Raw genomic sequence first — 25,462 nt, 5'->3', positions numbered from 1 at the left:
GAGCGAAATCCAGCCCCTCCGGCGTTTGAGGAGCGGGGTACGGGGCGGAGCCCCGGATCTTTGCCCCGCCACGTCCAGCCTGGGGGGCTGGGCGGAGCCCGGGCGTGCCGTCAGGCCTGCCGGCGAGCGTGTGGCGTGGCGCGACCCCGGCGTGGGCCGCCGGGCCTTGACCCCGTGGGCGGATCGCGGACTAGAGTGCGGCGATAACGCTCGTTAACCGGGAGGGTCGCAGGCATGTCTGAGCAGCGCTTCGGAGAGTTCGTCGCGGTACGTCGGGAAGGTGACGGGCACGTCGCGCAGCTGGTGATGGACCGCCCCAAGGCGATGAACGCGGTGTCGACGGAGATGGCCCGGTCCATCGGCGCGGCCTGCGCGGCGCTCGCGGCGGATCGGTCCGTGCGGGTCGTCGTGCTCTCCTCCAGCGCCGAGCGGGCGTTCTGCGTGGGCGCGGACCTCAAGGAGCGCAACTCGTTCTCGGACGCCGAACTGGTGCGGCAGCGGCCGACCACGCGGGGCGCGTACGGGGGCGTGCTGGAGCTGCCGATGCCGACGATCGCGGCCGTGCACGGCTTCGCGCTGGGCGGCGGCTTCGAGCTGGCCCTGGCCTGCGATGTGATCGTCGCCGACGAGACGGCCGTGGTGGGCCTGCCCGAGGTGTCGGTGGGCGTGATCCCGGGCGGCGGCGGCACGCAGCTGCTGCCGCGCCGGGTGGGTGCGGCGCGGGCGGCCGAGCTGATCTTCACCGCGCGCCGGGTGGAGGCGGCCGAGGCGCTGTCCCTGGGTCTGGTCGACTCGGTGGTGCCGGCCGGGCAGGACGCGGCCGAGGCGCTCGACCTGGCCGCGCGGATGGCGGCGAACTCCCCGGTGGGGCTGCGGGCGGCCAAGCGGGCGCTGCGGCTGGGGCACGGCATGGACCTGGCGGCCGGCCTGGAGATCGAGGACGCGGCCTGGCGGACGGTGGCCTTCTCGGGCGACCGGGCCGAGGGCGTGGCGGCGTTCAACGAGAAGCGCAAGCCGAACTGGCCGGGGGAGTAGCCCGTCTGCCGCGGCGTTGCCGGGGGCTCTGTCCCCGGACGCCGGCGCCTCAAACGCCCGGCGAGGCCCCGTGACGCCGCGCCAAGCGATAGTAAATCGGACAAAACTCCCTAACCTGGGGTGATGGGAGTTAACGGGCGGCTACGAGCCGTGGTGGGCCTCGCGCAAGCGATGGCCGCGGCCTCCACGCCGCGGGACAGTGTGCGGGCGGCCGCGCGGGGCGCGCGGGCGGCGCTGGACGGGTCGTTCGCCGCGATCTCCGCGTGGGAGCGGGAGCGGGGGCGCCTGCGGGTGCTCGTGAACGAGGGGGAGCGGCGGGCGGGGGAGGAGGAGTTCCCCGAGGACGAGTCCTATCCCGTGCACGACTTCCCCGAGATCACCGAGTTCCTGCACGAACGCTGGGCGGGCGGCGGCGGCCCCCACGCCTGGGTCGAGAGCGCCGTCGGCGACCGCCCCGGGCGGCGGGGCGAGGCCCTGCGACGCCGGGGCCGCGGGACGTGCGTGGTCGCGCCGATCGTGCTCAGCGGGCGGGCCTGGGGCGAGCTGTACGTCGCCCGGGACGAGGGACTGCCCGACTTCGACGTGGACGACGCGGAGTTCGCCACCGTGCTCGCGGCGGTGGTGGCGGCCGGGCTCGCACAGAACGAGCGGCTGGAGGAGGCCCGGCGGCTCGCCTTCACCGACCCGCTGACCGGGCTCGCGAACCGGCGGGCCGTCGACATGCGGCTCGACGAGGCCCTGGAGGAACACCGGCGCACCGGGGCCGTGGTCAGCCTCGTCGTGTGCGACCTGAACGGCCTGAAGAAGGTCAACGACACCCTGGGCCACGCCATGGGCGACCGGCTGCTGGAGCGGTTCGGGTCGGTGCTGAGCCTGTGCGGGGCCATACTGCCGGGCGCGCTGGTGGCGCGGCTGGGCGGCGACGAGTTCTGCCTGGTCGGGGTCGGCCCGAGCGCGGACGAGGTCGTACGGGTCACCGAGGAGCTGTGCACCCGGGCCGCCGAGCTGGAACTGGGTGAGGGCGTGGCCTGCGGGGTGGCCTCCACCGGGGATCCGATCGGGCCGGTGAAGTCCTCCCGGCGGCTGTTCCGGCTCGCGGACGCGGCCCAGTACAAGGCGAAGGCCGCGCGCTCCCCGAAGCCGGTCGTCGCCGGGCGCGACACCGCGGTGGTCCGCCTGGCCGACGCCGCCGCCGAAGCCGCCTCGGGCGAACGCCGCCGCTTCCGGGGCCGTGGGTGATCGCCCCTGGCCGGGGCCCGGGCCCCCGGTGGTCCGCTGCAGCGCCGCGTCCTGGGGCTCCGCCCCAGACCCCGCGCCTCAAACGGCCGGGCGAATTCCAGCCCCTCCGGCGTTTGAGGAGCGGGGTACGGGGCGGAGCCCCGGATCTTTGGGCCGCAGCGGCCCGCGGGAGCGGGTTGGGGCCGTAAGGGGTCCTGGTGGAAGTCACTAGTGACATGAAGGGATTCAGTCCGTAGGGTGCTGAATATGGATATGCACACTGTCGTGGTGGGGACGTCCGGGACCACCGCCGAGGACGTCATCGCCGTCGCCCGCGGCAACGCACGGGTCGAGCTGTCCGCGGAGGCGCTCGACGCCCTCGCCCGCGCCCGCGAGATCGTCGAGGGCCTCGCCGCCAAGCCCGAGCCCGTCTACGGCGTGTCCACCGGGTTCGGTGCACTCGCCTCCCGGCACATCAGCCCCGAGCTCCGCGCCCAGCTCCAGCGCAACATCGTTCGCTCGCACGCCGCCGGCATGGGCCCGCGCGTCGAGCGGGAGGTCGTGCGGGCGCTGATGTTCCTCCGGCTCAAGACCGTCGCCTCCGGCCACACCGGCGTGCGGCCCTCCGTCGCCCAGACCATGGCCGACCTGCTCAACGCGGGCATCACCCCCGTCGTCCACGAGTACGGCTCCCTCGGCTGCTCCGGCGACCTGGCGCCGCTCTCCCACTGCGCGCTCGCGCTCATGGGCGAGGGCGACGCCGAGGGCCCGGACGGGACCGTCCGCCCCGCCGGCGAGCTGCTCGCCGAGGCCGGGATCGAGCCCGTCGAGCTCCGCGAGAAGGAGGGCCTCGCCCTCCTCAACGGCACCGACGGCATGCTCGGCATGCTGGTCATGGCCCTCGCCGACCTGCACAAGCTGTACACCTCGGCCGACATCACCGCGGCGCTCACCCTGGAAGCGCTGCTCGGCACCGAGAAGGTGCTCCAGCCCGAGCTGCACGCCATCCGCCCGCACCCCGGCCAGGGCGCCTCCGCCGCCAACATGGCCGCCGTCCTGAAGGGCTCCGGGCTCACCGGGCACTTCCAGGAGGAGTCCGCCCCGCGCGTGCAGGACGCCTACTCCGTGCGCTGCGCCCCGCAGGTCGCCGGCGCCGGCCGCGACACCATGGCGCACGCCGCCCTGGTGGCCTCCCGCGAGCTGGCCGCCGCCGTCGACAACCCGGTCGTGCTGCCCGACGGACGCGTCGAGTCGAACGGCAACTTCCACGGCGCGCCCGTGGCCTACGTACTGGACTTCCTGGCCATCGCCGCCGCGGACCTCGGCTCCATCGCCGAGCGCCGCACCGACCGGCTGCTCGACAAGAACCGCTCGCACGGGCTGCCGCCGTTCCTCGCGGACGACGCAGGCGTGGACTCCGGTCTGATGATCGCCCAGTACACGCAGGCCGCCCTGGTCAGCGAGATGAAGCGGCTCGCGGTGCCGGCCTCCGCCGACTCGATCCCCTCCTCCGCCATGCAGGAGGACCACGTCTCCATGGGCTGGTCGGCCGCGCGCAAGCTCCGTACCGCCGTCGACAACCTGACCCGGATCATCGCGATCGAGCTCTACGCGGCCACCCGGGCCATCGAACTGCGCCACGGGCTCACCCCGGCCCCGGCCAGCCGGGCCGCGATCGCCGCCGCCCGGGCGGCGGGTGTGCAGGGCCCCGGGCCGGATCGTTTCCTCGCTCCTGACCTGGCCGCGGCCGACGCGTTCATCCGTACGGGTGCTCTCGTCGCCGCGGTGGAAACGGAGACGGGGCCGCTCGCCTGACGGCCGGCCGTACGTACGTGAGGGCCGCCCGGGATGCTTCCCGGGCGGCCCTTCGCGTTGCGATCAGATGGTGCGGGAGCGGCGTACGGAGAAGGTGACGAAGCCGGCCCCGATGCCGAGGAAGAGCGTGCCGCCCAGGAGGTAGGGGGTGGTGTCGACGGAGCCGGTGTCGGCCAGCGCGAGGGGCGCCGGCTGCGGGGATTGAGCGGAATCCCGAAGCGCGGCGGGCGCGGCCGCCGGCGCGGTGTTGGCGGCGGCGGGAGCGCCGGAGCGAGCCGCGGCGGGCCCGGGTGCGGTGGCGCCCGCGGAGGGCACGAACCAGAGGGCCCCGAGGAGGGTGGTCGCTCCGAGAGCGGTGAGCAGCGGACGGCGTGCGGACACGGTGCGATCCCCCTTGCGGCAGCAGCGAATTGGCCGTGTGCGGTGATGCTACGGAAAGGGGCGGGTCGTGGGAAAGTCGGGGGTTCCGCGGGCTTACTCTCCGTCGTATGAACCCTTCTGAGACATCACGTTATGTACGACTTCGGGTGGATCTGGTGCTGGAAGTGCCGGACTCCCAGGCACTCACCGGAGCCGCGCTCGCACACATCGAGGCCGACGAGTTCATGCCGGACGAGGAGCGCGGGCACGCCGAGGCCGCCGTCCGGGAGGACGAATCGGAGGCCCTGGCCTACCTGGTCGACCCCACCGACCTGGTCGCGGAGATCCCCGGAGTGGAGCTCGCGCAGGCCTCCTGGAGCAGCGAGCCCGTCGAATACGACCCCGAGTCAATGGAGTGGGACATGGACGAGGAAGATGGGGACTTCGACGAAGAACCCGACAGCGCCTGACCGTGTGGTTGCCCACATCCGAACGGAATGTGGAACCGATCCTCGGCGTTAGCGCGTTGTCAGGACGAGGCAGGGGGCATTCCCCCTGCCCGGCCAACCCCGGGACGGCAGCCGCGGGGTTTCCGGCAACGATGGAGTGGCGTGTGAGGACGGACAGCAAGCGGCGGAGAAGGTCCCTGATGGCCATATCCGCCGTGCTCGGCGGCGTACTGGTGCTTTCGGCGTGCAACGGCGGGGGCGGTGACAAGCCGAACGCGAGCGAGAGCAGCAAGTCCCAGGCGGACGTCGACGCCGCGGCGGCCAAGGACACCTCCAAGGCCAAGATAACGATCACGCCCAAGGACGGTGCCACCAACGTCGGCCTCAACGACGCGACCACCGTCGCCGTCAGCGACGGCACCCTCACCACTGTCGAGCTGAAGACCTCCGACGGCACGGCCGTTCCCGGCAAGATCGCCGGCGACGGCAAGAGCTGGAAGCCCGACGCCGCGCTGAAGCGCTCCACGAAGTACGCCCTGTCGGCGACCGCGAAGGACGAAGCGGGCCGCGAGGCGCACGAGAACGCCTCCTTCACCACGGTCTCCCCGGAGAACAGCTTCGTCGGCTCGTTCATCCCGGACGAGGGCCAGACGGTCGGCGTGGGCATGCCGGTCTCGATCACCTTCAACAAGCCGATCCGGGACAAGAAGGCCGTCCAGGCGGCCATCTCCGTCTCCTCCAGCAGCGGCCAGGAAGTCGTCGGCCACTGGTTCGGCACGCAGCGCCTGGACTTCCGCCCGGAGCAGTACTGGCAGGCGAACTCCACCGTCACGCTGAAGCTCGCCCTCGAAGGCGTGCAGGGCGCTCCCGGCGTCGTGGGCGTCCAGAGCAAGACCGTCACCTTCAAGATCGGCCGCAGCCAGGTCTCCACGGTCGACGCCAAGTCGAAGAAGATGACGGTCACCCGGGACGGCGCGGTCATCAAGACCATCCCGATCTCGGCGGGCGCCCCGGCGAACCCGACGTACAACGGTCAGATGGTGATCTCCGAGAAGTTCAAGGAGACCCGGATGAACGGCGCCACCGTCGGCTTCACGGACGACGACGGCAAGGGCGAGTACGACATCAAGGACGTGCCGCACGCGATGCGCCTGTCGAACTCGGGCACCTTCATCCACGGAAACTACTGGGGCGCCGACTCGGTCTTCGGCAGCGCCAACACCAGCCACGGCTGCGTGGGCCTGAACGACGTCAAGGGCGCGAACGACCCGAACCAGCCGGCGGCCTGGTTCTTCGACAACTCGCTCATCGGCGACGTGGTCACCGTGGTCAACTCCCCGGACAAGACCATCACGCCCGAGAACGGCCTCAACGGCTGGAACATGAGCTGGGCGGACTGGAAGGCCGGCGCGGCCGTCTGACGGTCGTGGCTCGTACGGAAGGCGGGGAACCTCTCGGAGGTTCCCCGCCTTCCGCGTTCTCATCCGCGAGGGGAGGGGTCCGGTCTAGGGTCCGGAGCATGATGATCAGATCCCTCCCCGTGCCCCCGTCCGACGCCGACCTGGACGCCTGGACGGCGGTCCTCGCCGCCGCGCAGAGCGCCGACCTGCCGCAACTGCCGCCGCCCTCCCGGGTGGAGGTCGCCGGGCGGCTGTCCGTGGCGCCGGCGCGCGGGCGCGCCGCGCTGTGGGTCGCGGACGAGGGCGTGGGCGTGGCGGGCCTGCTCCTGTTCACGGACGAGGCCAACGCGCACACCGCGTTCCTCGACGTGCTGGCCGTACGCCCGGAGGCCCGCCGCCGGGGCGCCGGCACGGCCCTGTGGCAGCGGGTCCGCGAGGAACTGCTCGCCCAGGACCGGACCTCCGTCTCCACGCTCGTGGACCTGGGCGGCCCCGGACAGGCGTTCGCGGAGTACCTCGGGTTCGAGAACGTCCTGCCGATGGCCTGGTACGTACAGGAAGTGCCCCGGCAGCAGCCGTCCCCGGACCCCGTGCCCGGTCACGAATTCCTGACCTGGCACGGCCTGGTGCCCGACGACTGGGCGCACGCGGTCGCCGTGGCCCACGGGGCGATGGAGGACGCGCCCATGGGGGAGGTCGACGAGAAGATCGAGTCCTGGTCCTCGCAGCGGCTCCACGCGGCGCAGCAGCTGATCCTGGACCGGGGCGGCGAGCTGACCACGGTCGCGGCCGTGACCGCCGACGGCGAGGTGGCGGCGTACACGGAGCTCGTCCTGCCGGATCCCGTCGGCCCGCGCGCCCTCCAGTACGACACGGTGGTCGTCCCCGCCCACCGGGGCCACGGCCTCGGCCTCGCGGTGAAGCGGCACATGCTCGCGTCGGCGGCGCACCGGTATCCCGCCCTGCGGCAGATCGCCACGACGGTGGCGGACGAGAACACCCCGATGCGCCGGGTGAACGAGACCCTGGGCTACCGCCGCGAGCGAGGCGCGGCGTACTTCCAGCTCAAGCTGTGGCGGTAGGGCCGGCCGCCGGGCTGCGCTCCGCCCCGGCCCCCTCCCCGGGGGCCGACCACGACGCCAGCAGCCGCAGCGCGTCCGCCGACGGGGAGCCCGGCGCCGCGTGGAAGGCCACCAGGTACTGCGCCGGATCGTCCGGCAGCCGCAGCGTCTGGAAGGACAGCTGCAACTCGCCCACCAGCGGATGCCGCAGCCGCTTCACGCCGTGCGTCTTGTCGGCCACCGTGTGCGCCGCCCACAGCCGCCGGAACTCCTCGTTCTTCACCGACAACTCCCCGACCAGCGCCGACAACTGCTCGTCGTCCGGGTTCTGGCCGGCGTACATCCGCAGATTGCTGACGACCTCGCAGGCCCGGCACTCCCAGTCCACCAACAGCTCGGCCGTCGCCGGGTCCAGGAACACCAGTCGCACCAGGTTCCGCTCCTGCGCCGGCAGCTTCCCGAAATCCCCGAAGACCGCCGCCGCCAGCCGGTTCCAGCCGATGACGTCCTGCCGGCGCCCCACCAGGTAAGCCGGTACGCCGTCCATCGCGTCCAGCAGCGCCAGCAGCTCCGGCCGCACCTGCTGGGGGCGGTGGCCCTGGCGCCGCCTGCGCGGCTTCGGGCGGGCCAGGTGGGTCAGGTGGGCCTGCTCGGTGCCGTCCAGCCGCAGGGCGCGCGCGATGGCGTCCAGCACCTCCGAGGACACGTTGTGCCCGGCGCCCTGCTCCAGCCGCGTGTAGTACGCGACGGACACCCCGGCCAGCTGCGCAAGCTCCTCGCGCCGCAGCCCCGGCACGCGCCGGTGGCGCCCGTAATCCGGCAGGCCCACGTCCTCGGGGCGCAACCGCGCCCGCCGGGAGCGGAGGAACTCGCCGAGCTCGGCACGCTGATCAAGCTGGTCCATACGGCCAGTATCACCGGGCGGGCCGGTGCGACGCGGGGCTGAGCCTGACCCCGCCAGTGGTACGTACGCCAGTCCTAGGCAGGACAGGGGGCTGGGTGCCCGCCGCGAGCCCGGGCAGGCTGGGCCCGTCACCACCCGGCGACACCCCAGCGCCACAGCCGAGGAGCACCCCATGTCCATCACCCAGGTCGCCGCCTACGCGGCCCCCGCCGCCAAGGCCCCGCTGGAGCGCACCACCGTCCCGCGCCGCCCCGTCGGCGAGCACGACGTCCTCATCGACATCAAGTACGCCGGCATCTGCCACTCCGACATCCACCAGGTCCGCGACGGCTGGGGCGAGGGCGTCTACCCCATGGTCCCCGGCCACGAGATCGCCGGTGTCGTCGCCGAAGTCGGGCCGGGCGTCACCAAGTTCGCGGTCGGGGACCGGGTGGGCGTCGGCTGCTTCGTCGACTCCTGCCGCAGTTGCGAGTACTGCCTGCGCGGCGACGAGCAGTTCTGCGTGAAGGGCGCGACCGGCACCTACAACGCCCTCGACGCGAACGGCGATCCCACGTACGGCGGTTACTCCACCCACGTCGTCGTCGACGAGAACTACGCCGTCCGCGTCCCCGACGGCCTCGCCCTCGACGTCGCCGCGCCGCTGCTGTGCGCCGGCATCACCCTCTACTCCCCGCTCAGGCACTGGCAGGCGGGCCCCGGCAAGAAGGTCGCGATCGTCGGCCTCGGCGGGCTCGGCCACATGGGCGTGAAGATCGCGGCGGACCTGGGCGCCGAGGTCACCGTCCTGTCGCAGTCCCTGCGCAAGCGGGAGGACGGCCTGAAGCTCGGCGCCTCCCACTACTACGCCACCAGCGACGAGACCACCTTCGAGAAGCTGGCCGGCACCTTCGACCTGATCCTCTCGACCGTCTCCGCTCCGCTCGGCCTGGACGCGTACCTCCGCCTGCTGAAGGTCGACGGCGCCCTGGTGAACGTCGGCGCCCCGGAGGAGCCCGTCGCGCTCAACCTCTTCTCGGTCATCGGCGGCCGCAAGACCCTCGCCGGATCGATGATCGGCGGGATCGCCGAAACCCAGGAGATGCTCGACTTCTGCGCCGAGCACGGCCTGGGCGCGGAGATCGAACTGATCGCCGCCGACGAGATCAACGAGGCGTACGAACGCGTGCTGTCGAGCGACGTCCGCTACCGCTTCGTGATCGACGCCTCCACGATCTGACCGACCGACCGGTAATCGGTGTCACACGTTCTTCATGCCACGTGCATGGCCTGGCGGGGGCGCGGTGCGGATGATCTCCACACCGCCCTTACGCAGACCAGGAGTTCGAGATGCCCAGCCGCCGTCACTTCCTCGCCGGATCAGCGGCCGCCGCAGCGGGGCTGGCCGCCCTCCCGCAGCTCGCGGGAGCGACGCCCGCGGCGGCCGCCGGCACCTCCGGTGCCTCCGTTGCCTCCGGTGCCCCCAACCTGGTGGTGATCCTGGCCGACGACCTCGGCTACGGCGACCTCGGCGCGTACGGGCAGAAGCTGATCACCACCCCGCGCGTCGACCAACTAGCCGCCGAGGGACTCCGGTTCACCGACGCCTACTCCGCGGCCGCCGTCTGCGCGCCCTCCCGTGCCGCACTGCTCACCGGCCTGCACACCGGCCACGCCGCCGTCCGGGCCAACCCGTCCAGCGGCGGCCAGGGCAGCCTCGGCGCCGGGGACACCACCTTCGCGGAGGTGCTGCGGGCGCGCGGCTACCGTACGGGCCTCTTCGGCAAGTGGGGCTTCGGCCCCGAGGCCGCGGACCAGCCGAGCCACCCGGGCGCGCGCGGCTTCGAGGAGTTCTACGGCTACATCGACCACAGCCACGCCCACGAGTACTACCCCACCTACCTCTGGCACAACAACGCCAAGGAGACCGTCCCGACGGGCACCTTCGCCCCCACCGCGATCGCCGAGCGCGCCCTCGACTTCATCGACGCCCATGCCGCCGGCCCCGACCCCTTCCTGCTCTACCTGGCCCCGAACCTGCCGCACGCGCCCAGCGAGATCCCCGACGTCGGCGCGTACGCCTCCCAGTCGTGGACGCAGGCGAACAAGGCGCACGCGGCGCAGATCAGCCTCCTCGACCAGCAGATCGGCGCGGTCGTGGACCGGCTCAAGGCGCAGGGCATCGCCGACCGCACCGTCGTCCTGGTGGCCTCCGACAACGGCCCGCACGAGGAAGGCGGCGTCAACCCCGACCTCTTCGACGCCAACGGCCCGCTGCGCGGCTACAAGCGCAACCTGTACGAGGGCGGCGTGCGCGTCCCGCTGATCGCCTGGGCCCCGGGCCGGATCGCCGCGGGCACCACCAGCGCCCGCCCCACCCCGCTGTACGACGTCCTGCCCACCCTCGCCGAGCTGGCGGGCGGCGCCCCGGCCCCCTCGGACATCGACGGCCTCTCGGCGGCCCCGGTCCTGAACGGCGCCCCCGCCCTCGCCCCGCTCCACAACCACCTGTACTGGTACCGCGACGAGCAGGGTGTCACCAGCCGCGCGAACACGGTGGACGGCGGCCGGGCGAAGCAGGTGGCGGAGGCGATCCGCAAGGACCAGTGGAAGGCCGTACGGTTCGCCCCGGCGCGGGACCGAACCGTGGCGGACTCGAAGTGGGACTTCGAGCTCTACAACCTGGCGGTGGACCTCGGTGAGAAGAACGACGTGGCGGCGAAGAACCCGTCGGTGGTCTCGTCCCTGACGGCCCTGCTCCGCGCCTCGTGGTCGGACACGTACGTGCGCCGCCCGTGGGGCCTGACGGCGGTCGTGGACCCGTCGGCCTCCACCGTCACCACCACCGTCTCGAACGGCACGAGCCGCTCCTGGCCGGACATCCGCGTCACCCTCCCCGCCCCGCCGGGCTGGACGGCCACCGCGACGACCGCGACGACCGCGCCTTCCCTCGCCCCGGGCGAGTCCCTGACCACGACGTGGAAGGTCACCCCGCCCTCGACGGCTCCTGCTCCCGCCCTCCTGATCCCGGAGGCCACCACCTCGTCCGCCCTCCGCTTCCAGGCGCCCACCCGCTACACCCCGCTCCCGGCCCCGCCCACGCAGGACGGCTACCTCAGCGACCTCCCGTGGGTCTCGGCCACCAACGGCTGGGGGCCGGTGGAGATCGACCGCTCCAACGGCAAGCAGGCGGCGGGCGACGGCACCCCGATCGCCTTCGGCGGCGTGACGTACCCCAAGGGCCTGGGAGTCCACGCCCCGTCGGAGATCGTCTACCACCTCGGCGGCCGGGCGTCCCGCTTCACGGCGCTCGTCGGCATCGACGACTTCTCGACGAAGCAGTCCTCGGTCGGCGCCACCCGCGCCATCGTCCGCGGCGACGGCCGCACCCTCCTCACCACCCCCACCCTGACGGGCGCGGGCGGCCCCACCGCCATCGACCTCGACGTGACGGGCATCCGCCTCCTCCACCTGGTCGTGGAGGACGCCAACTCCCGCACCTCCTTCGACCACACCTCCTGGGCCCAGCCCTACGTGACGGTGGTCTAGTCAAAGGGCGTCGAACGGAGGCGCGTGCCCCATCCGAAAGGGTGACCCCTACCCCGCCGGGTGGTGCTCCGCGGCCTCCTTGACGTTCCCCAGCGTCGTGAGGATGGCCGCGCGCTGCTTCTTGGGGAGGTTCAGCACCTTGTACATCGCCTTCAGCGACAGCGCGCCCTTGGCCGGCTCCTCCACCCGCATGTGGTGGGAGAGGCGGGTTCCGCCGTCCTGGGTTCCAGGTGGTAGTCCCAGTACGCGCGGCCGCCCGCCCCGCGCTTCTCCTCCTTCATCGGCGGGAAGGAGACCCACCCGAAGTCGTGCCCGGGATCGATCGCGGTCACCTCCGACGGCGCGTCGAACCTCGACGGTCCGAACTTCTCGTGCGCCAGCCAGCGGGCCCCGACTTCCAGCGGCCCGTCGAACTCGATCTCCTTGGTGATGCTCTTCGGCCCGGCGAACTCCGTGTGCCGCCGCACGTCCGTCACGACCGCCCACACCTCGTCCGGAGAAGCATCCACGTGCACGCTCTCCGTGGTCTCCGACAGCGTCATCACGCACCTCCAGCTGGAGCCCCACCTCCGAGCATGCGCGTCGGCCGGGCCCCCGCCAAGTCACGGCTGCGGGCCCGGCCGCCGGCTCACTCCGCCGCGGCGATGCCGATCGGGCAGCTCACGCCCGTGCCGCCGATGCCGCAGTAGCCGCCCGGGTTCTTGTCCAAGTACTGCGGGTAGCAACGCACCGCTCTGTGTAGCGTTGGTGACTCTTCGTGAAGGGGAAGTGAACGAAGCGGCACCGGTGATTCCGGTTGTCTCCCCGTATCTCCGTCGACACGGCCAGGGACGGCCACGGCCCGGACTTCAGGGGGGAGGCCTCGGCGCTCCATCCCGACGCGGAGCGTCTGGCTTTCCGGGGCTGGTAACGAGCAGCCGGCCGTGGAGCACCTGTCCCGTCAACCACCTGAGCTGACATCCGGTTTGGCCCTCCCCTCCTGGGAATCGGGGAGGTGCCGGGCCTATCGCGTCGTCAGGGACTTGTGACGGTGTACGTCGACATGATGTGGAACAGAGTGTCGATGCGGCTCTGGAGTTCGCGCCGGCGCGGACCTTCGATACGTATGGAGACTTCGGCGCCGCCCGCTTCCCGGGCCAGCCGGAGATCGAGGCGGGTATGGCCAATCAGCGGGTACACGTACCACTCTGCATGGGGTCGGTCGGCGTCCGTGCCCGTGAGCGCGGAATCGACGGCCTGCCAGTCGCTGTCGTCGAAGTCGTAGCCGATCCACTGGGAGAGGGCTTCACAGAACGCCCGGACGTTCGTGTCCCAGATCCAACCGCCCACGGGCGAGCCGGCCTGGTCGGCGAAGAACCGCTCCAGTGAGTCGAAGAGCGTGTCGACGGTCGCGGCATCTTCTTCGTCGGTCATGGATCGGAAGCGCGACAGCACCGACTCGTCCGGGAAGGTCATGCGGCCGACGAGAACCTCCCAGACGAGGTTGTTGCCGTACCCCAGGCGAGCGACCAGCCACTCACAGAAGCCTGCAAGGGCCGTACGTCCGCTGCCCTCGTGGAGACCGTCGAGATAGTTCGCGTACGACCAGAACGAGCCGTCCAGCCCGAACATCCCCGGTCGCTTCCGTAGGTGCGGAAGCAGATCGGGAAGTTCCCACTGGACGGCAAGATCTCTGGGCTGGGGGTCACGCATCCTCGCCCGCCGCGGCGATGCCGATCGGGCAGCTCACGCCAGTGCCACCGATGCCGCAGTAGCCGCCCGGGTTCTTGTCCAGGTACTGCTGGTGGTAACACTTCTCTTTGCGTAGAATTAGTGACTCTTCGTAAAGGGGTGGGAAGTGAACGAAGCGGCACCGGTGATCCCGGTTGTCTCGTACGCGCGTATCTCCGCCGACACGGCCAGGGACGGCCACGGCGTCGAGGACCAGCACAAGGTGAACGGCGAGACGGCGGCCCGTCTCGGCTGGACGATCGTGCACCGCTACACCGACAACGACCTGTCGGCGGCCAAGGCGGCGGTGGTGCGCCCGGACTTTGAGGCCATGGTGAAGGCGCTCAAATCGGGCCACATGCCGGACGGGCAGCCCGTGCGCGGCGTCATCGTCGTCGCGGACGACCGGCTCACGCGCCGAGCCGGAGACTACGAGCGGTTCGTGGACGCGCTCACCTACGAGGAGGGCCGCCTCTACGCCGACGCCAAGGGGTCGAAGAACCTCTACAGCGAGGACGTCGAGTCCATGGGGCTCTTCGGCGTCGTCATCTCCAAGATGGAGGTGCGCAAGATGCAGCGGCGCGCGCGCCGCTCGCACCGCGCCCGTGCCGAGCTGGGCATCCCGGTGGGCGGAAAGCGCCCCTTCGGCTGGCAGGACGACAAGCTCACGCTGGAGCCCGAGGAAGCGGCGTGGCTGGCGAAGGGTGCCCGCGAGGTGATCGCGGGCAAGTCCCTGCACTCGATCCTCCGCGAGTGGCGGGAGGCCGGCGTCCGCACGATCAACGACAAGGAGTGGGCGAGCCGCTCCCTCAAGCTCGCGCTGTGGAACCCGCGGCTGTGCGGCTGGCGGAAGCACAACGGAGAGCTGGTCCGCGATGCCAACGGTGTGCCGATTGTGGGCCGCTGGGAGCCGATCATCACCCCGAAGGAGTGGATGGCCATCGACGCCGTCTTCTCGGCCCGCGTCGGTCCCAACGTGAAGTCTGACGGAACGGTAACGGACTACCGCACCCCCTCGTACTTGCTGACCGGAATCCTCCGATGCGGCAAGCCCGGTGCGGACGGCCAGATCTGCAACTCGCCCCTTCGCGCGACCGCGCGGCCGGATCTCTCCGGGGGCTATCTCTATCAGTGCCCCAGCAAGGAAATGGGCGGTTGCGGTGGCACGGGACGCAATGGTGCCAAGATTGACGAATTCGTCACGGAAGCAGTTCTGGCGAAGCTGGAGGAGCGGGCAGCCAGGACAGCGCAAGTGGACGAGGAATGGATTGGGGAAGACGAACTGGACCGCTTGACGCGGAAGCAGCGCAAGCTGCTCCAGGCTTGGCAGGAGGACCAGATCTCGGATGAGTTGTTCTTCCCTGAGAACCAGAGGATGGAATCTCGGGTCAAGGAACTACGTGCGGACCGTACGCGCCACGTTCTCAACCAGCAGCGTGCAGCCGAGGTCACCGGCGACGTACGTGAGCGCTGGACCTCCGGCAGGCTGGATCTGACGCAGAAGCGCGCCCTGATCAGGGAGGCACTGCACGCGGTGATCGTCCTGCCGGTGGGCGGCGGAGGCCGACGCCCGTTCAACCCTGACCTGTTGGTCCCGAAGTGGCGCGAATGACGGCGAGCTGAAACGGAAAGGGGCACGGCCATCCGGCTGGTGCCCCTTCGTTCGTCTTGCGGGTATGGACTACCGCTGCTTGCGCGTGGCCTTGGTCGAGTTCTCATGCTCGAAGTCCAAGCCGAGTATGGTGGAAACCCGTTGCCATCGTTCTTCGCTCCAGGCCGGAGCCTTGGCGGCCTGAATGCGACCCCATTCGCGAGCGGTGATGTTGGTCAAACGGAAGTCCTTTCCCTGGGTTACATGTTGCGCGGCGAGAGCAACGTTCAATTCTACCTTCGTGCGCGTGTATTCGAAACATGGAATCCCATGAACCTGAATGGATTTGGGGTTCCTTGACTTGTTCCTGAGATGAGCCCCCCTGCTGATTCGAGGCGGAATCCCGCCGTGATGTTTCGCATCGGATCCGCCGAAGAGCAGCACGGGCACCTCCGATAGGGTGTGTTCGGCCCGGCGCGATGTCGCCGGACAGACTCCTGTGATGAGGGCCGTGCTCCCTGGCCGGCCCGCCCACCCCGTGCAGAGAGGAGCACATGACCCCCGCTCGACGGGGATGGATGGCGCTCACGCGCCTCACAAGGAGGACTTTCACTTGCCCATCAAGCTCAAGGAGTGGGCCGCCATCTCGCGCCCGGAGTACCGGCGCATGGCCCGTGACACCCGCTTCGACCTCGCGTTCCGCGTCCACTTCGCTGCCCTCGGGAAGGCCAACCAGCTGGGCCACGCCGAATTGGCGTCCGGGGAACTCGCGGCGATCCTCACCCGCAAGGACGGCCGGCCTCAGCCGAAGCAGGGCGTAAGTCGCGCGATCAAGTCGGCCAAGGATCTCGGATTGGTCAGCCCGTCATCCGATGCTCGGTGTCTCGTGCTCCCTGGCCACCTGTACGACACGGCAAGAGGTTCCCTGTCCTGCAAGGCGCATGGCATCCAGCGTGCAGCCTGACCGGGGGTAGGCGTGGAATGAGTACCGCGTACACGTAGAGCGCCTACCAACATGGGCTCTGAGCTGCGGAAACCTTCGCTGCTTCTTTATCTCCTTATAGCCATCACGAAATGAGGGCCTTCGGCCCCGATCCTGCGTGGTCACAGTGTGGCCCCGGAGGGGCCGACAGGTCTGAAGCGGCTTACTCAGCGGCGAAGGAAAGCAGGGGCGCGGCAGCGCCCACTTGGTGTTGGGGCAGCGGTGAAGGGGTGAGCGGCAGAGGGCGGCCGTCCGGCCCCGCCACACTCCGAGGCCACAACGAAGGAGCGGGCCCCGCAGGGGCCGATAGCAAAGCCAGGTAGCCCAGCCGGGTGGGGCGCTGCCGCGCCCCGCCGAGAGGGATGCCCATTGGGTGGGGCCGCGTACGCGGCCGCATGGCGAAGCTGCTTGGTTAGGGCTCGCGAGGCGACACCCTTGTGCAGTCTCCGGCCGCTGGTCAAGGGCTGGTGCGGTGTCCTGACCTGGCATTTCTCCGCCGCTGTGTTACCGCTTCGCGGCGCTGGTGAGCTTTGAAACCGTGGCAGGATCTGCGCGGCCAAGACATGGCGGTCGGCAAGTGCCCCTTCGGGGGTAATACCCCCACCCCTTCGCCGTCGCGTTGTGCAGGTGGAGACGCCCGGTAACCCGGCTGGGTCCGAGTCGTTGGCCGCAGCATGACCAGGGATGAGTGGCTTGGCTACTGGCTTGCTCGCGCGCCGGAGCATGATGAGGAGTGGGCCAAGAATCTGCTTTACCTCTTCGGGCTGGAGCAGACCCCCGAAGGCGAGTGGCGGCAGGCGAACCCGGACCAGGGGTGACCGGTACGACCTCTTCCAAAAACGATGGTTATCGGAATGAACCGGAACGCCACCCAATTCCGTTCCGAAACTCACGCGTCCGATGTTCTGGAACGCTCGATGTTTCGGAACGAGTTGTGGAACAGTCTGGCTCATGCCGAAGATCATCAGCCCCACGGGGTACTTCATCGGGTACGCACGCATCAGCACCGAGGACCAGGAGGCGCAGCTACAGCGTGACGCGCTGACGGAGGCAGGCTGTGCCCGCATCTTCGAGGACAAGGCCAGCGGCAAGAACGCCGACCGGCCCGAGCTGACGGCCGTACTCGACTACCTCCGCGAGGGGGACACGCTGTGCGTGTGGAAGCTCGACAGGCTCGGCCGCTCCCTCATCGATCTAGTGACGATCGTCGACGGGCTACGCGCCAAGGGTGTGGGCTTCAAGGTATTGACCGGTGCCCTGTCCTCGGTGGACACCACGTCCGCAGACGGACGCCTGTTCTTCCAGATCATCGCGTCCATGGCAGAGTTCGAGCGTGCCCTGATCAAGGACCGGACGATAGCCGGACTTGTCGAAGCCAAAGCACAGGGCAAGGTCGGGGGGCGGCCCAGGGCTATGGACTCGAAGATGGTGAAGCAGGCGCAGGTATTGAAGGGTGAGGGCAAGAGCTACGGCGCCATCGCCAAGGCGCTGGGCGTAGGTCAGGCGACCGTCTACCGAGCGCTTACCGGCACAGCAGGCTGAGACGTTACGACACAGGAGGAGCGCGCCCGAGAAACGCGTGCAGACGCCTCCCCAGGCCCCCGGCACCAGTCGGGGTCTCTGTCATGCAGTGGCCCGCCGGACGGGGCAGGTCAGGTCGGGAGCCGCACGGTTCGGGGAGCACGTCACGAGGGCGACGGAGTGGAAGACAGTGCCACTCAAATAGTGGCCAAGGGATACGTCCCCTCCCCACGTCAGCCGCTCGACTGCGCCCTTCACGAGGAGAACCAGCCTGGCCGCTTCCCGGTCGCCTTCAGAGGCGAACCGGGGTGCAAACTCGGCGAGCTGGAGACCAAGCCACTCGCCGGCTTCCTTGGGTTCCTCCCATGTCCCTCGGACCGCCGAGGGCGGCTTCATGAGCCAGTGCGCCGTCTGAATCGGGGGCACGTCAGAAGTCGGGAACACCGCCACGGCTTCCCGATACCGGTCGAGTACGTCCTTCTCACTGCTCACGGTTGGGGCCTGTCCGGCCGGTCTGCGGATGCTCTCCTTGTCGAACGTCTGCTTCTCCCCGATCCATGCATAGCCGTGGTGGTGCACTACCGCTCCGTCCCCAGAGATGACGACGGCCCCACCCGTCGGCGTGAGGGCAGGGCCGTCAGTTCAGGTGGTGCTGTGGATCAGGCGGAGAGGTCGAAGCGCGCGGGGTCGATACCCGCCGCGTCCAACTCCGACGTAGTGAAGCGCAGCGGCTCGGCGTCCGGGCGCTTGCTGTCACCCATCGCCCACGCGTCCGGCCCGATCTTCGCGAGGGTCACGCACGCCTCGCCGTCCGGGTGCGTGTTGCCTCCACACGCCTTGCTGAAGTGAGCTCCGGTGATGTCGAGTCGGTACAGGTCGGTCATCTGGTCCTCCTTGATTCAGATGGGAAGGGCACCGCTGTCCCGCTTGCGGTGTGTCCGGGTGCCTCGCAGCGCCTCTGCGATCTGCTCGACGTGAGCAGCGGGGACCGAGCCCAGGTGTACGAGCGGCTGGCCTCGGGGAGTCACCTGCGGGCGTATCGCCGCGTAGGCGCTTTCCGGCAGGCCCAGGGAGGCGAGCACCTCGCGCATGGCATCGGAGGCGTGCAGAGCCGCTGTACGTCCGTCTCTCCAGGTCTGCATGTCCACTACCGCCCCCTGGGGTGCTTCTTGGGGTGCGCGGCCAGCTCGACGTTGCAGTCCGAGACGGCGGACAGGTCCCCGGCGCCGTACGCCGCTGTGCGCTGCTTCGCGAGGGCGGCGCAGACGCCGCAACCCGGCGCAGGCACAGGAGGCGTGCGAGGAAGGGACAGCTGAACCGGCGGGTCCATCGTGGTGCTGGGGCTGCTCACTGGGATTCCCTCCCTCGGGTGTCGGCACCGCTGATGCTTCACCCGCTGAGCAGCTCGTTCTAGGACCTTTCCTGTTGGGGCAAGAATCCGTCCCGGATGCCCTCGACCAGGGTTCTCATGACGTCTCCGTAGACCGCCACTGTGGCGAAGCGTTCGAAGGTGTCGAGGTAGAGCTGGACGTCCTTCGGGTCGCGGGTTGTGACTTCGGAGTGGAACGTTTCCACGATGACGAGTCGGTCGTCGTGCAGGCTGAAGCAGGTCATGGGGAAGTCCGGCATCCGGCGGTCGGACGGCACGACACCCAGTGAGACATTGGACAGACGGGACACGGACACGAGCCGGTCCAGCTGGAGCGCCATGACCACGGGCGCGCTGATGCGCCACCGGAGTACGTGCTCGCAGATCAGGAAGCGGAAGGAGCGGCCTGGCTCGTACAGGACGGACTGCCGTTCGAGGCGGGCCGCCACGGTCTTGGTCCTGGTCTCCTCCGGCAGGGCCGGAGGCAGGGAGAAGACGGCGGAGGCATACTCGGGGGTCTGGAGGAGTCCGGGGATGAGCTGGCCCTGAAAGAGCCTGAGCGTGGTGGTGCCGGCCTCGATGGCCCGGATGGTCTTCTGGTGCTTCCAAGGGCCCATGCGGCGCAGCAGACGCCATGCGGTGGCCTCGGTGGCTTCAGCGCGGGCGGCTGCCAGGAACTGTTCCTTGACTTCCTGGCTCACACCTATGGCGGTGAGGACCAGGTCTACGTCCTGGACGGTCGGTCGCACCTTGCCCGTCTCGATCTTCGAGAGCTTCCCGGCAGACATGGAAGCCCTGCGGGCCACCGCGTCACCCGTGAGTCCGGATGCGTCGCGCAGCGCCCGCAGGGCTTTCCCGATCGAGTCGGCGGTCAGTGGTGCCGCTCCCAGTAGTCCGCGAACGGCACCGCTCCGGCCAAGGCGCGGTCTCGGTAGTTCTGATACTCGGCAAGGCAGTGGGCAGGCAGCAGGTCGGCGCCGATGAACGCACCTTCGGGCGTGTAGTGCATCCGGTACACGTCCTGGTCGTCGAACAACCAGAAGTCATGATCGGGCAGGTTGGCCACTTCCTGGTCAGCCTGGTCGATGATGCCGATGGTCTCGCCGGCCGTGATGTTGCCCGGGTAGGCGGCCAGTTCGTACCGCAGGTAGTCGGTCAGCGGAGACTTGAGCACATGGACGCGCGAGACCTGCTTGCCCTTGTCGGTCATGGACCGCACCCATGGGTTGTCGTCCCAGTCAGGGCCCATGTCCCCGCCGGCCAGGAAGCGTTCGAACTCCTCGCGCTCCTCCTCCACGCTGTAGACGGACAGCGTCTCCAGGCGGAAGGCGGTCCGCTCGAAGGTGTCGAAGAGACGGCCGAACTCCTCACCGTTGAGCACGGAAGTACTCCTCCAGCACCGCGGCCGGGACCACGACGGCAGTCTCGCCCTCGGGCAGGTCGAGCTGCGCCAGCCGCTCGGGGTCGGTGATGACGTAGCCCTGCACTACGTAGTCCTTGGCGTCCTCAGTACCCCACAGTGTCGGGCACGTTCCGTTCCTGCACTCCGGGTCACCGGACAGCTTCCGCAGCATCCTCGCCCCCACATGTCGGCGTACGCCTGTCGTGTTCGATGTTCCCGAGTGAGGCGCAGCGAGGTCAACGGCTGATCCTTTCCACAACAGGAAAGTCCCTCCCCTCGACTTCGGCGCTTCGTAGCGATGGGCCGTCACTCTGAGGCTTCAGGGTGTCCAGGTGGGTAGTAGTACCTGTTGCGGTCACGTGGGGGCTGGTCAGGCCGCCACTGCCAGATGGACCGGCGATGGCGACGGTGAAGATCACGGTGAAGACGCAGTCGTGTGAGCCACCGCATTGGTTTCTTCGAGGTGTCCTGGACGTATAGCGGGGTTGCCACGATGAGCCGCGGGACGAATTGCGACTCCGGGATGTGGAGATCTACTCGGGCCAACCCTTGCACCCGCGCACGATGCTGCGGTGCATGGTGGCCTTCAATCACGTTGAACACCCATCGCGCCACCTGATCAGGACGATTGACGCGTGATACGGCCAGGGCTTCCGCCGTCAGGGCTTCGGGGATGTCAGTCCGCCCGCGTCCATCTGCATCGTTGATCTTGAGGATCAGGTCATGCAACCACGCGGTACCTGATCCCATCCTTCCTGCCGTTGCGGTCTTCTTGAGCAGGTGCTCGGTGGAACCGCACAACATCAGGTCAACGGGAGTTCCATCTGGACTTCGATCACTTCGCAAGGATCCGAAGAAGAGCACAACATCGTCCAGATCGGGGAGATCGTTGTCCCCATGGGAGGTGCTCCATCCCATCTCAACGTCGAAAACGATCCACTCACCAGTCGTGAGCTCCGGAGCGTAGAAGTGCGCTGCCTCACGCTCAAGCTGGCGCCGCACCTGGCGAAGCCTGTGGAGCTCCGTGTCGGTCGGAGTCCGTGGTGGCGCGGATGAGACTGCCACTGTTGCAACCTGTAGATCTACTTCGGCGTTCACCGTCGGTAGGCGGCGTGCGGGGCGTTCGGGGAAGAACGCCTCCAGCCTGCGCCGCGAGAAGTAGATCATGTTGTTCAAGCGCATACATGCCCCACAGGCTTAGCGGGCTCCCCGTGAGCCACACCGCTCACGTACCCACCGACCAGTCACGGTCAATCGTCGGGGAGCCAGCCTGCTCATGCCCGTATCACGTGGCTGTCAGTCTTCGGCTGGAGCCACACCGATCGGGCAGGCCACGCCCGTGCCGCCGATGCCGCAGTAGCCGTTAATGTTGCGGTCCAGGTACTGCTGGTGATATGCCTCCGCAGGCCAGAACGGGCGGGCCGTCGCCGGGAGGATCGCCGTCGTGATCTGGGCGTGGCCCGAGGCCGTGAGGACCTGCTGGTAGGCCTCGCGGGAGGTTTCCGCCGTCTGCTGGTGGGCGGGGGAGTGGGTGTAGACCGCCGAGCGGTACTGGGTGCCGACGTCGTTGCCCTGGCGGAAGCCCTGGGTGGGGTCGTGGGACTCCCAGAAGAGCTTCAAGAGGGTCGCGTAGGAGACCTGCGAGGGGTCGAAGACCACGCGGACGACCTCCGTGTGGCCGGTCTGGCCCGAGCAGACCTCCTCGTAGGTCGGGTTCTCGGTGAAGCCGCCCTGGTAGCCGGCCAGGGTGGTCCACACCCCGGGGGTCTGCCAGAACTTGCGTTCCGCGCCCCAGAAACAGCCCAGGCCGAAGTCCGCGACTTCCAGACCCTCCGGGTAGGGGCCGGCCAGGGGGTTCCCGAGGACCGTGTGCTTCTCGGGAAGGGTGAAGAGTGGTTCCGCGCGGCCCGTCAGGGCCTCCTCGCGAGTGGGGAGCTCGGGCGTGCGGCGGTACGAGAACATGGGTCGCCTCCTTCGGTACCCCCTCAACGGACCGGGGCGGGCCGGGATTCCCGACCCGCCCCCCGCCGTGCGCGGATACGCGTCAGAGGCCCGGCGTGGCCACGACCACCGCCCAGTCACGGGCGTACAGGTAGCGGCGCTTCGGCGATCCCGCGTAGGACCACGGCAGGGCGCCGATGTGCCCGTCGATGTGGCGGAACTGCTCGACCGCCTGCTCGTCGCGGTCCTGCCAGAACAGCAGGTACGCCAGCATGTGCCGCAGGCGCGCCGTCCCGGGGTGCTCGTCGCCGGCCGCCGCCAGGTCCAGCAGCGCCGCGTCCACCGCGGCGACGATCTCCGGCTCCTTGAAGAACGTCTCGGCCGCCAGGTCCTCCTCGTACGTCTCCTGCTCGAAGTACGCGATCAGCGGCAGCAGCGACAGCAGGTCACCGGGCTCGCCGACGGCCGCCGACTCCCGCGCGAAGGCGAGCGCCAGCTCGTGCGAACCGCGCCACTTCCGGCACCAGTACTGCAGCCCGCTGATGTGGGACCACAGCACCTTCGGGTCGCGCTTGACGACCTGCTCCCACAGCTCCCGGTACCGCTCGTGCGAGTAGCCCAGGCCCTGCCCGATCGGCTGCTCCACGATGTACGGCGTCGGGTCCGCCGGGTCGGCGAGGCGCTGGGCCTCGTGGGCCACCTCCTGCGCCTTGATCAGCAGGTCGCGGAAGAGCCGGAACTGCTCCTGCGTGGTGCGGCTGCCCGACTGGCCCCCGCGCACGTTCCACGCCACCATGATCGCGGTGTCGGCGTCGACCAGGGCCGCCGTCGGGTCCGTGGGCCGCGCCGCGCGCCAGGCCAGCAGCCAGGCGTCGTCCTCGGCGGCCGCCAGGGCCAGCGGGCGCACCCGCTCCATCCGCTCGTGCCAGTCCTGCCCGGCCGCCTCGATGTAGGCGGCCCCCGCCTCCCAGTCACCCGTCCGGACCGCCTCCAGGGCGGCGGTCCGCTCCGGCGGCACCGGCGCGGGGTTCTCGGTGTCGAGGTCGGCTTCCGCCACGAAGCCCAGCGCGACGACCGCGGCAGCCTTCTCGGCCCGCTGCCTGGCCTCGATCGCTTCCGTACCGGCGTTCAGCGTCCCGATCTCGGCTTCCAGCCGCTTCGCCTTGCGGATGAAGTAGACGCCCCGCAGGAACTTGAACGCGCCGAACAGCAACACGGCGCCCAGGATGTACAGACCGATCACGGGGCAAGCACCAGCTTCCGCAGGGGTTCGGTGTCGGCCTGATCCGCGACGGCCGCGTCCAGGGCCAGGTCGAGCTGGTCCTCGAAGCCGTCGGCGAGGTAGCGCAGGGAGGCCGAGTCGGACCAGGACAGCTGCCAGCGGGCCGCGCCGCGGGCCGTCAGCTCCACGGTGACCAGCTGGTTCACGGCCCGACGCAGCGCCGGGCGGGCGTACTCGCGGGCCGCGCGGCCGGTCGCGGCCGCCGCCTGCTCGGACTTCGGGAAACGGTCGGCGATCCGCCAGCGCAGCGCCGGGTCGGCGTCGATCGCGTCGAGCAGCGCGGCCAGGTCGGGGCCCGCACCCTCGGCGGAGAGCGCCTCACGGATCTCCTCCGCGCCCTGGCCGACGTACTGGGTCATCGACTCGTGGACCAGGTCCTCCCAGTCCAGCCGCTTCAGCGCGAGCGCCTGCGGGCTGAGGACGACCTGCTCCAGGGCCGCGAGCGCCCCGTCCGCGTCCGACAGCAGCTCCAGCGCCGGGCGGGCGCTCTGGCCGGTGCGGCCGTCGTCGGGCAGGGCCTCGATGCGGGCCACGCGTTCGGCGAGCGCCGGGTGGGAGTCGTACGGGGAGGTGGGCTCGGTGGACAGCTCCCGGCGCAGGTCCTCCAGCTCGGTGGAGCGGGCGTCGAGGAGCCGGCGCAGGCCGCCGAAGACCTCACCGGGGCGCGGCAGCAGACCGGCGCCGACGCCGAGGGTGGCGTACGAGCTCATGTAGAAGTCGTGCGCCGAGTCGAGGGCGTTCAGCTCGCGCAGCGCGGACGCGGCGGAGTCCCGGCCGGCGACCCGCACCGAGGCGAGGTCGGCGGCGAGCTCCTGGCGCCGGGCGGAGGAGAGCGTGGCGCGCATGTAGAAGTTGCCGTACGCCGTGTAGATCTTCGCCATGGCACGGTACGTCACGCCCTGGCCGGTGGTGTCGATCTCCTTGGCCTTCTTGCCCTTGGCGATCCGCTTCTCCGCCGCCTTCTCCTGCTTGGCCCGCTCCTTGGCGACCTTGCCGTCGGCGCGGTCGTGGAAGTGGCCGATCGTACGGATCAACTGGGCGCGGCCGCGCGCGATCAGCGGGGTGAGGCGGGTGTCGAGGTTGGCGTAGTGGCCCATCTCGTGGGCGAGCACGGCGCGCAGCTGCATCTCGTCCAGGCCGGTCATCAGCGGCAGGCCGAGGTAGAGGCGGCGGGTGCCGGGGCGCAGGCCCAGCAGCGAGGCGTCCTCGCTGACGGCGGCGTTCACCTCGTCGATCAGCGCGATCTCGTCGGGCGCGCGGGTACCGACCTGCCGGGCGACGTCGCGCACGGCCTCCCACAGAGCGGGCTCCTGCGCCTCGGTGACGGCGACGCCGGCCGGGGGCTCTCCCTTGGGCGTGCGCAGCATGAACAGGCCGCGCACGATCGGGATCGCGAGGACGACGGAGACGATGACCAGCTTGCCGGCGGCCGGGCCGTGCAGGCCGCCGCTGAGGGCGGCGTAGTCGATGCCGGCCAGGATGCCGAGCAGGACGACGCCGAGCAGATAGAAGCCTGCGAGCAGGACGAGGGCGCGCAGAGCGCGCAACGAAGCGCCCATTTTTTGGGATCCCCCCCGGGATGAAGTGCGGTGCGGATCCGCATCATGCGGCCCTTGGGGCGCTGACGGCAACTTTATCCGGCGGGCCGTTTCCCCTGGTGGCACGGTGTGCCTCCCGGCGGGGCTGGGGTTGTCCCTTGGCCGGGAGGCCTGCTCGGGGCGGCTTCGTTGCCGGGGCTCCGCCCCGGACCCCGCGCCTCAAACGCCGGCGAGGCTGGATTTTCCTGGGCCGGGACCCGTCCGGGTTGGGGCGGTGCCCCGCCGGAGCATCTCCTCGTCCTCGCGCACTTGGCAGGTGCTTCGACAGGGAGGGTGGTTGCGCGCTCGTCCTGCGG

At 70.1% G+C, this 25,462-nt stretch carries 28 protein-coding genes and 2 pseudogenes; 11 read left to right on the top strand and 19 right to left on the bottom strand.

Annotated elements, in window-relative coordinates; translation table 11 throughout:
- The first annotated feature begins 234 nt into the window (after positions 1-234).
- The 3 genes from ACFV9H_RS35015 to hutH all read left to right on the top strand — a co-directional run bounded on the left by ACFV9H_RS35015 (position 235) and on the right by hutH (position 4,068).
- Positions 235-1,035 (top strand): enoyl-CoA hydratase/isomerase family protein, encoded by an 801-nt coding sequence (locus ACFV9H_RS35015; protein ID WP_385406530.1) that lies wholly within the window; start codon positions 235-237, stop codon positions 1,033-1,035.
- A 123-nt stretch (positions 1,036-1,158) separates the two neighbouring features.
- Positions 1,159-2,274, top strand: a complete 1,116-nt coding sequence (locus tag ACFV9H_RS35010; protein ID WP_385406528.1) for a diguanylate cyclase domain-containing protein — start codon at positions 1,159-1,161, stop codon at positions 2,272-2,274.
- A gap of 252 nt (positions 2,275-2,526) precedes the next feature.
- Positions 2,527-4,068 (top strand): histidine ammonia-lyase, encoded by a 1,542-nt coding sequence (gene hutH / locus ACFV9H_RS35005; RefSeq protein WP_385406558.1) that lies wholly within the window; start codon positions 2,527-2,529, stop codon positions 4,066-4,068.
- A gap of 63 nt (positions 4,069-4,131) precedes the next feature.
- Here hutH and ACFV9H_RS35000 read toward each other — a convergent pair whose 3' ends face one another.
- Positions 4,132-4,449 carry a hypothetical protein gene (locus ACFV9H_RS35000; protein WP_385406526.1) on the bottom strand — a complete coding sequence of 106 codons (318 nt, stop codon included), beginning with the start codon at positions 4,447-4,449 and terminating at the stop codon, positions 4,132-4,134.
- Between the two features lie 107 nt (positions 4,450-4,556).
- Here ACFV9H_RS35000 and ACFV9H_RS34995 point away from each other — a divergent pair, with 107 nt between their 5' ends.
- The 3 genes from ACFV9H_RS34995 to ACFV9H_RS34985 all read left to right on the top strand — a co-directional run bounded on the left by ACFV9H_RS34995 (position 4,557) and on the right by ACFV9H_RS34985 (position 7,359).
- Complete coding sequence (locus ACFV9H_RS34995; protein WP_385406524.1) at positions 4,557-4,898, top strand: hypothetical protein; 342 nt, start codon at positions 4,557-4,559, stop codon at positions 4,896-4,898.
- A gap of 131 nt (positions 4,899-5,029) precedes the next feature.
- The gene (locus tag ACFV9H_RS34990; RefSeq protein WP_385406521.1) at positions 5,030-6,298 is read left to right on the top strand and encodes an Ig-like domain-containing protein; all 1,269 of its coding nucleotides are present in this window, start codon (positions 5,030-5,032) and stop codon (positions 6,296-6,298) included.
- 98 nt (positions 6,299-6,396) lie between these two features.
- Complete coding sequence (locus ACFV9H_RS34985; RefSeq protein WP_385406519.1) at positions 6,397-7,359, top strand: GNAT family N-acetyltransferase; 963 nt, start codon at positions 6,397-6,399, stop codon at positions 7,357-7,359.
- Here the strand turns inward: ACFV9H_RS34985 and ACFV9H_RS34980 are convergent.
- Entirely contained in the window at positions 7,343-8,242 is a 900-nt protein-coding gene (locus tag ACFV9H_RS34980) for a helix-turn-helix domain-containing protein (protein ID WP_385406516.1), read from the bottom strand. The genes ACFV9H_RS34985 and ACFV9H_RS34980 overlap by 17 nt on opposite strands.
- A 172-nt stretch (positions 8,243-8,414) precedes the next feature.
- Between ACFV9H_RS34980 and ACFV9H_RS34975 the strand changes: the two genes are divergently transcribed.
- Positions 8,415-9,461, top strand: coding sequence for an NAD(P)-dependent alcohol dehydrogenase (locus tag ACFV9H_RS34975; protein WP_385406514.1), 1,047 nt, complete (start codon positions 8,415-8,417; stop codon positions 9,459-9,461).
- 110 nt (positions 9,462-9,571) lie between these two features.
- The gene (locus ACFV9H_RS34970) at positions 9,572-11,770 is read left to right on the top strand and encodes a sulfatase-like hydrolase/transferase (protein WP_385406512.1); all 2,199 of its coding nucleotides are present in this window, start codon (positions 9,572-9,574) and stop codon (positions 11,768-11,770) included.
- A 48-nt stretch (positions 11,771-11,818) separates the two neighbouring features.
- Here ACFV9H_RS34970 and ACFV9H_RS34965 read toward each other — a convergent pair whose 3' ends face one another.
- From ACFV9H_RS34965 to ACFV9H_RS34945, 5 genes and pseudogenes are all read right to left on the bottom strand, one after another.
- Entirely contained in the window at positions 11,819-11,956 is a 138-nt protein-coding gene (locus tag ACFV9H_RS34965; RefSeq protein WP_385406510.1) for a hypothetical protein, read from the bottom strand.
- Complete coding sequence (locus ACFV9H_RS34960; RefSeq protein ID WP_385406508.1) at positions 11,923-12,312, bottom strand: hypothetical protein; 390 nt, start codon at positions 12,310-12,312, stop codon at positions 11,923-11,925. The genes ACFV9H_RS34965 and ACFV9H_RS34960 overlap by 34 nt, the downstream gene beginning before the upstream one ends.
- Before the next feature lie 86 nt (positions 12,313-12,398).
- A pseudogene (locus ACFV9H_RS34955) lies at positions 12,399-12,491 on the bottom strand (peptide-methionine (S)-S-oxide reductase); the annotation flags it as partial.
- Between the two features lie 293 nt (positions 12,492-12,784).
- Positions 12,785-13,381 (bottom strand): hypothetical protein, encoded by a 597-nt coding sequence (locus ACFV9H_RS34950; RefSeq protein WP_385406506.1) that lies wholly within the window; start codon positions 13,379-13,381, stop codon positions 12,785-12,787.
- 73 nt (positions 13,382-13,454) lie between these two features.
- Positions 13,455-13,565, bottom strand: a pseudogene (locus ACFV9H_RS34945) (peptide-methionine (S)-S-oxide reductase); the annotation flags it as partial.
- Between the two features lie 42 nt (positions 13,566-13,607).
- Here ACFV9H_RS34945 and ACFV9H_RS34940 point away from each other — a divergent pair.
- Complete coding sequence (locus tag ACFV9H_RS34940; protein ID WP_385406504.1) at positions 13,608-15,092, top strand: recombinase family protein; 1,485 nt, start codon at positions 13,608-13,610, stop codon at positions 15,090-15,092.
- A 69-nt stretch (positions 15,093-15,161) separates the two neighbouring features.
- Here the strand turns inward: ACFV9H_RS34940 and ACFV9H_RS34935 are convergent, their stop codons facing one another.
- On the bottom strand, positions 15,162-15,521 hold the full coding sequence (locus ACFV9H_RS34935) for a hypothetical protein (protein WP_385406501.1): 360 nt from the start codon (positions 15,519-15,521) through the stop codon (positions 15,162-15,164).
- Between the two features lie 163 nt (positions 15,522-15,684).
- Here ACFV9H_RS34935 and ACFV9H_RS34930 point away from each other — a divergent pair, with 163 nt between their 5' ends.
- Both ACFV9H_RS34930 and ACFV9H_RS34925 read left to right on the top strand, forming a co-directional pair.
- On the top strand, positions 15,685-16,035 hold the full coding sequence (locus ACFV9H_RS34930; RefSeq protein WP_385406498.1) for a hypothetical protein: 351 nt from the start codon (positions 15,685-15,687) through the stop codon (positions 16,033-16,035).
- A gap of 969 nt (positions 16,036-17,004) precedes the next feature.
- Positions 17,005-17,595 carry a recombinase family protein gene (locus ACFV9H_RS34925; RefSeq protein ID WP_385406495.1) on the top strand — a complete coding sequence of 197 codons (591 nt, stop codon included), beginning with the start codon at positions 17,005-17,007 and terminating at the stop codon, positions 17,593-17,595.
- 81 nt (positions 17,596-17,676) lie between these two features.
- Here the strand turns inward: ACFV9H_RS34925 and ACFV9H_RS34920 are convergent, their stop codons facing one another.
- The 11 genes from ACFV9H_RS34920 to ACFV9H_RS34870 form a co-directional block, all read right to left on the bottom strand.
- Positions 17,677-18,153 (bottom strand): hypothetical protein, encoded by a 477-nt coding sequence (locus tag ACFV9H_RS34920; protein WP_385406493.1) that lies wholly within the window; start codon positions 18,151-18,153, stop codon positions 17,677-17,679.
- An 80-nt stretch (positions 18,154-18,233) separates the two neighbouring features.
- Entirely contained in the window at positions 18,234-18,458 is a 225-nt protein-coding gene (locus tag ACFV9H_RS34915) for a DUF397 domain-containing protein (protein ID WP_385406490.1), read from the bottom strand.
- Positions 18,459-18,473: 15 nt separating this feature from the next.
- Entirely contained in the window at positions 18,474-18,716 is a 243-nt protein-coding gene (locus ACFV9H_RS34910; protein ID WP_385406487.1) for a hypothetical protein, read from the bottom strand.
- Between the two features lie 5 nt (positions 18,717-18,721).
- On the bottom strand, positions 18,722-18,925 hold the full coding sequence (locus tag ACFV9H_RS34905; RefSeq protein ID WP_385406484.1) for a hypothetical protein: 204 nt from the start codon (positions 18,923-18,925) through the stop codon (positions 18,722-18,724).
- A gap of 59 nt (positions 18,926-18,984) precedes the next feature.
- Positions 18,985-19,791, bottom strand: a complete 807-nt coding sequence (locus ACFV9H_RS34900) for a helix-turn-helix domain-containing protein (RefSeq protein WP_385406555.1) — start codon at positions 19,789-19,791, stop codon at positions 18,985-18,987.
- A 23-nt stretch (positions 19,792-19,814) separates the two neighbouring features.
- Positions 19,815-20,324 (bottom strand): DUF6879 family protein, encoded by a 510-nt coding sequence (locus ACFV9H_RS34895; protein WP_385406481.1) that lies wholly within the window; start codon positions 20,322-20,324, stop codon positions 19,815-19,817.
- Positions 20,311-20,517: a hypothetical protein gene (locus tag ACFV9H_RS34890; protein ID WP_060178883.1), complete on the bottom strand. Its 207-nt coding sequence runs from the start codon at positions 20,515-20,517 to the stop codon at positions 20,311-20,313. Before ACFV9H_RS34890 ends, ACFV9H_RS34895 begins: the two co-directional genes overlap by 14 nt.
- Positions 20,518-20,651: 134 nt before the next feature.
- Positions 20,652-21,512 (bottom strand): SAVMC3_10250 family protein, encoded by an 861-nt coding sequence (locus tag ACFV9H_RS34885; protein WP_385406552.1) that lies wholly within the window; start codon positions 21,510-21,512, stop codon positions 20,652-20,654.
- Positions 21,513-21,641: 129 nt separating this feature from the next.
- Complete coding sequence (gene msrA / locus ACFV9H_RS34880) at positions 21,642-22,307, bottom strand: peptide-methionine (S)-S-oxide reductase MsrA (protein ID WP_385406479.1); 666 nt, start codon at positions 22,305-22,307, stop codon at positions 21,642-21,644.
- 82 nt (positions 22,308-22,389) lie between these two features.
- Positions 22,390-23,529, bottom strand: a complete 1,140-nt coding sequence (locus tag ACFV9H_RS34875; protein WP_385406477.1) for a hypothetical protein — start codon at positions 23,527-23,529, stop codon at positions 22,390-22,392.
- A complete protein-coding gene (locus ACFV9H_RS34870; RefSeq protein ID WP_385406474.1) occupies positions 23,526-25,127 on the bottom strand; it encodes a M48 family metallopeptidase in 1,602 nt (533 codons plus the stop codon). Before ACFV9H_RS34870 ends, ACFV9H_RS34875 begins: the two co-directional genes overlap by 4 nt.
- Positions 25,128-25,462: the final 335 nt, after the last annotated feature.

Source organism: Streptomyces sp. NPDC059874 (assembly GCF_042731135.1).
Taxonomy (GTDB): domain Bacteria; phylum Actinomycetota; class Actinomycetes; order Streptomycetales; family Streptomycetaceae; genus Streptomyces.
This window is presented reverse-complemented; position numbering and strand designations above follow the sequence as displayed.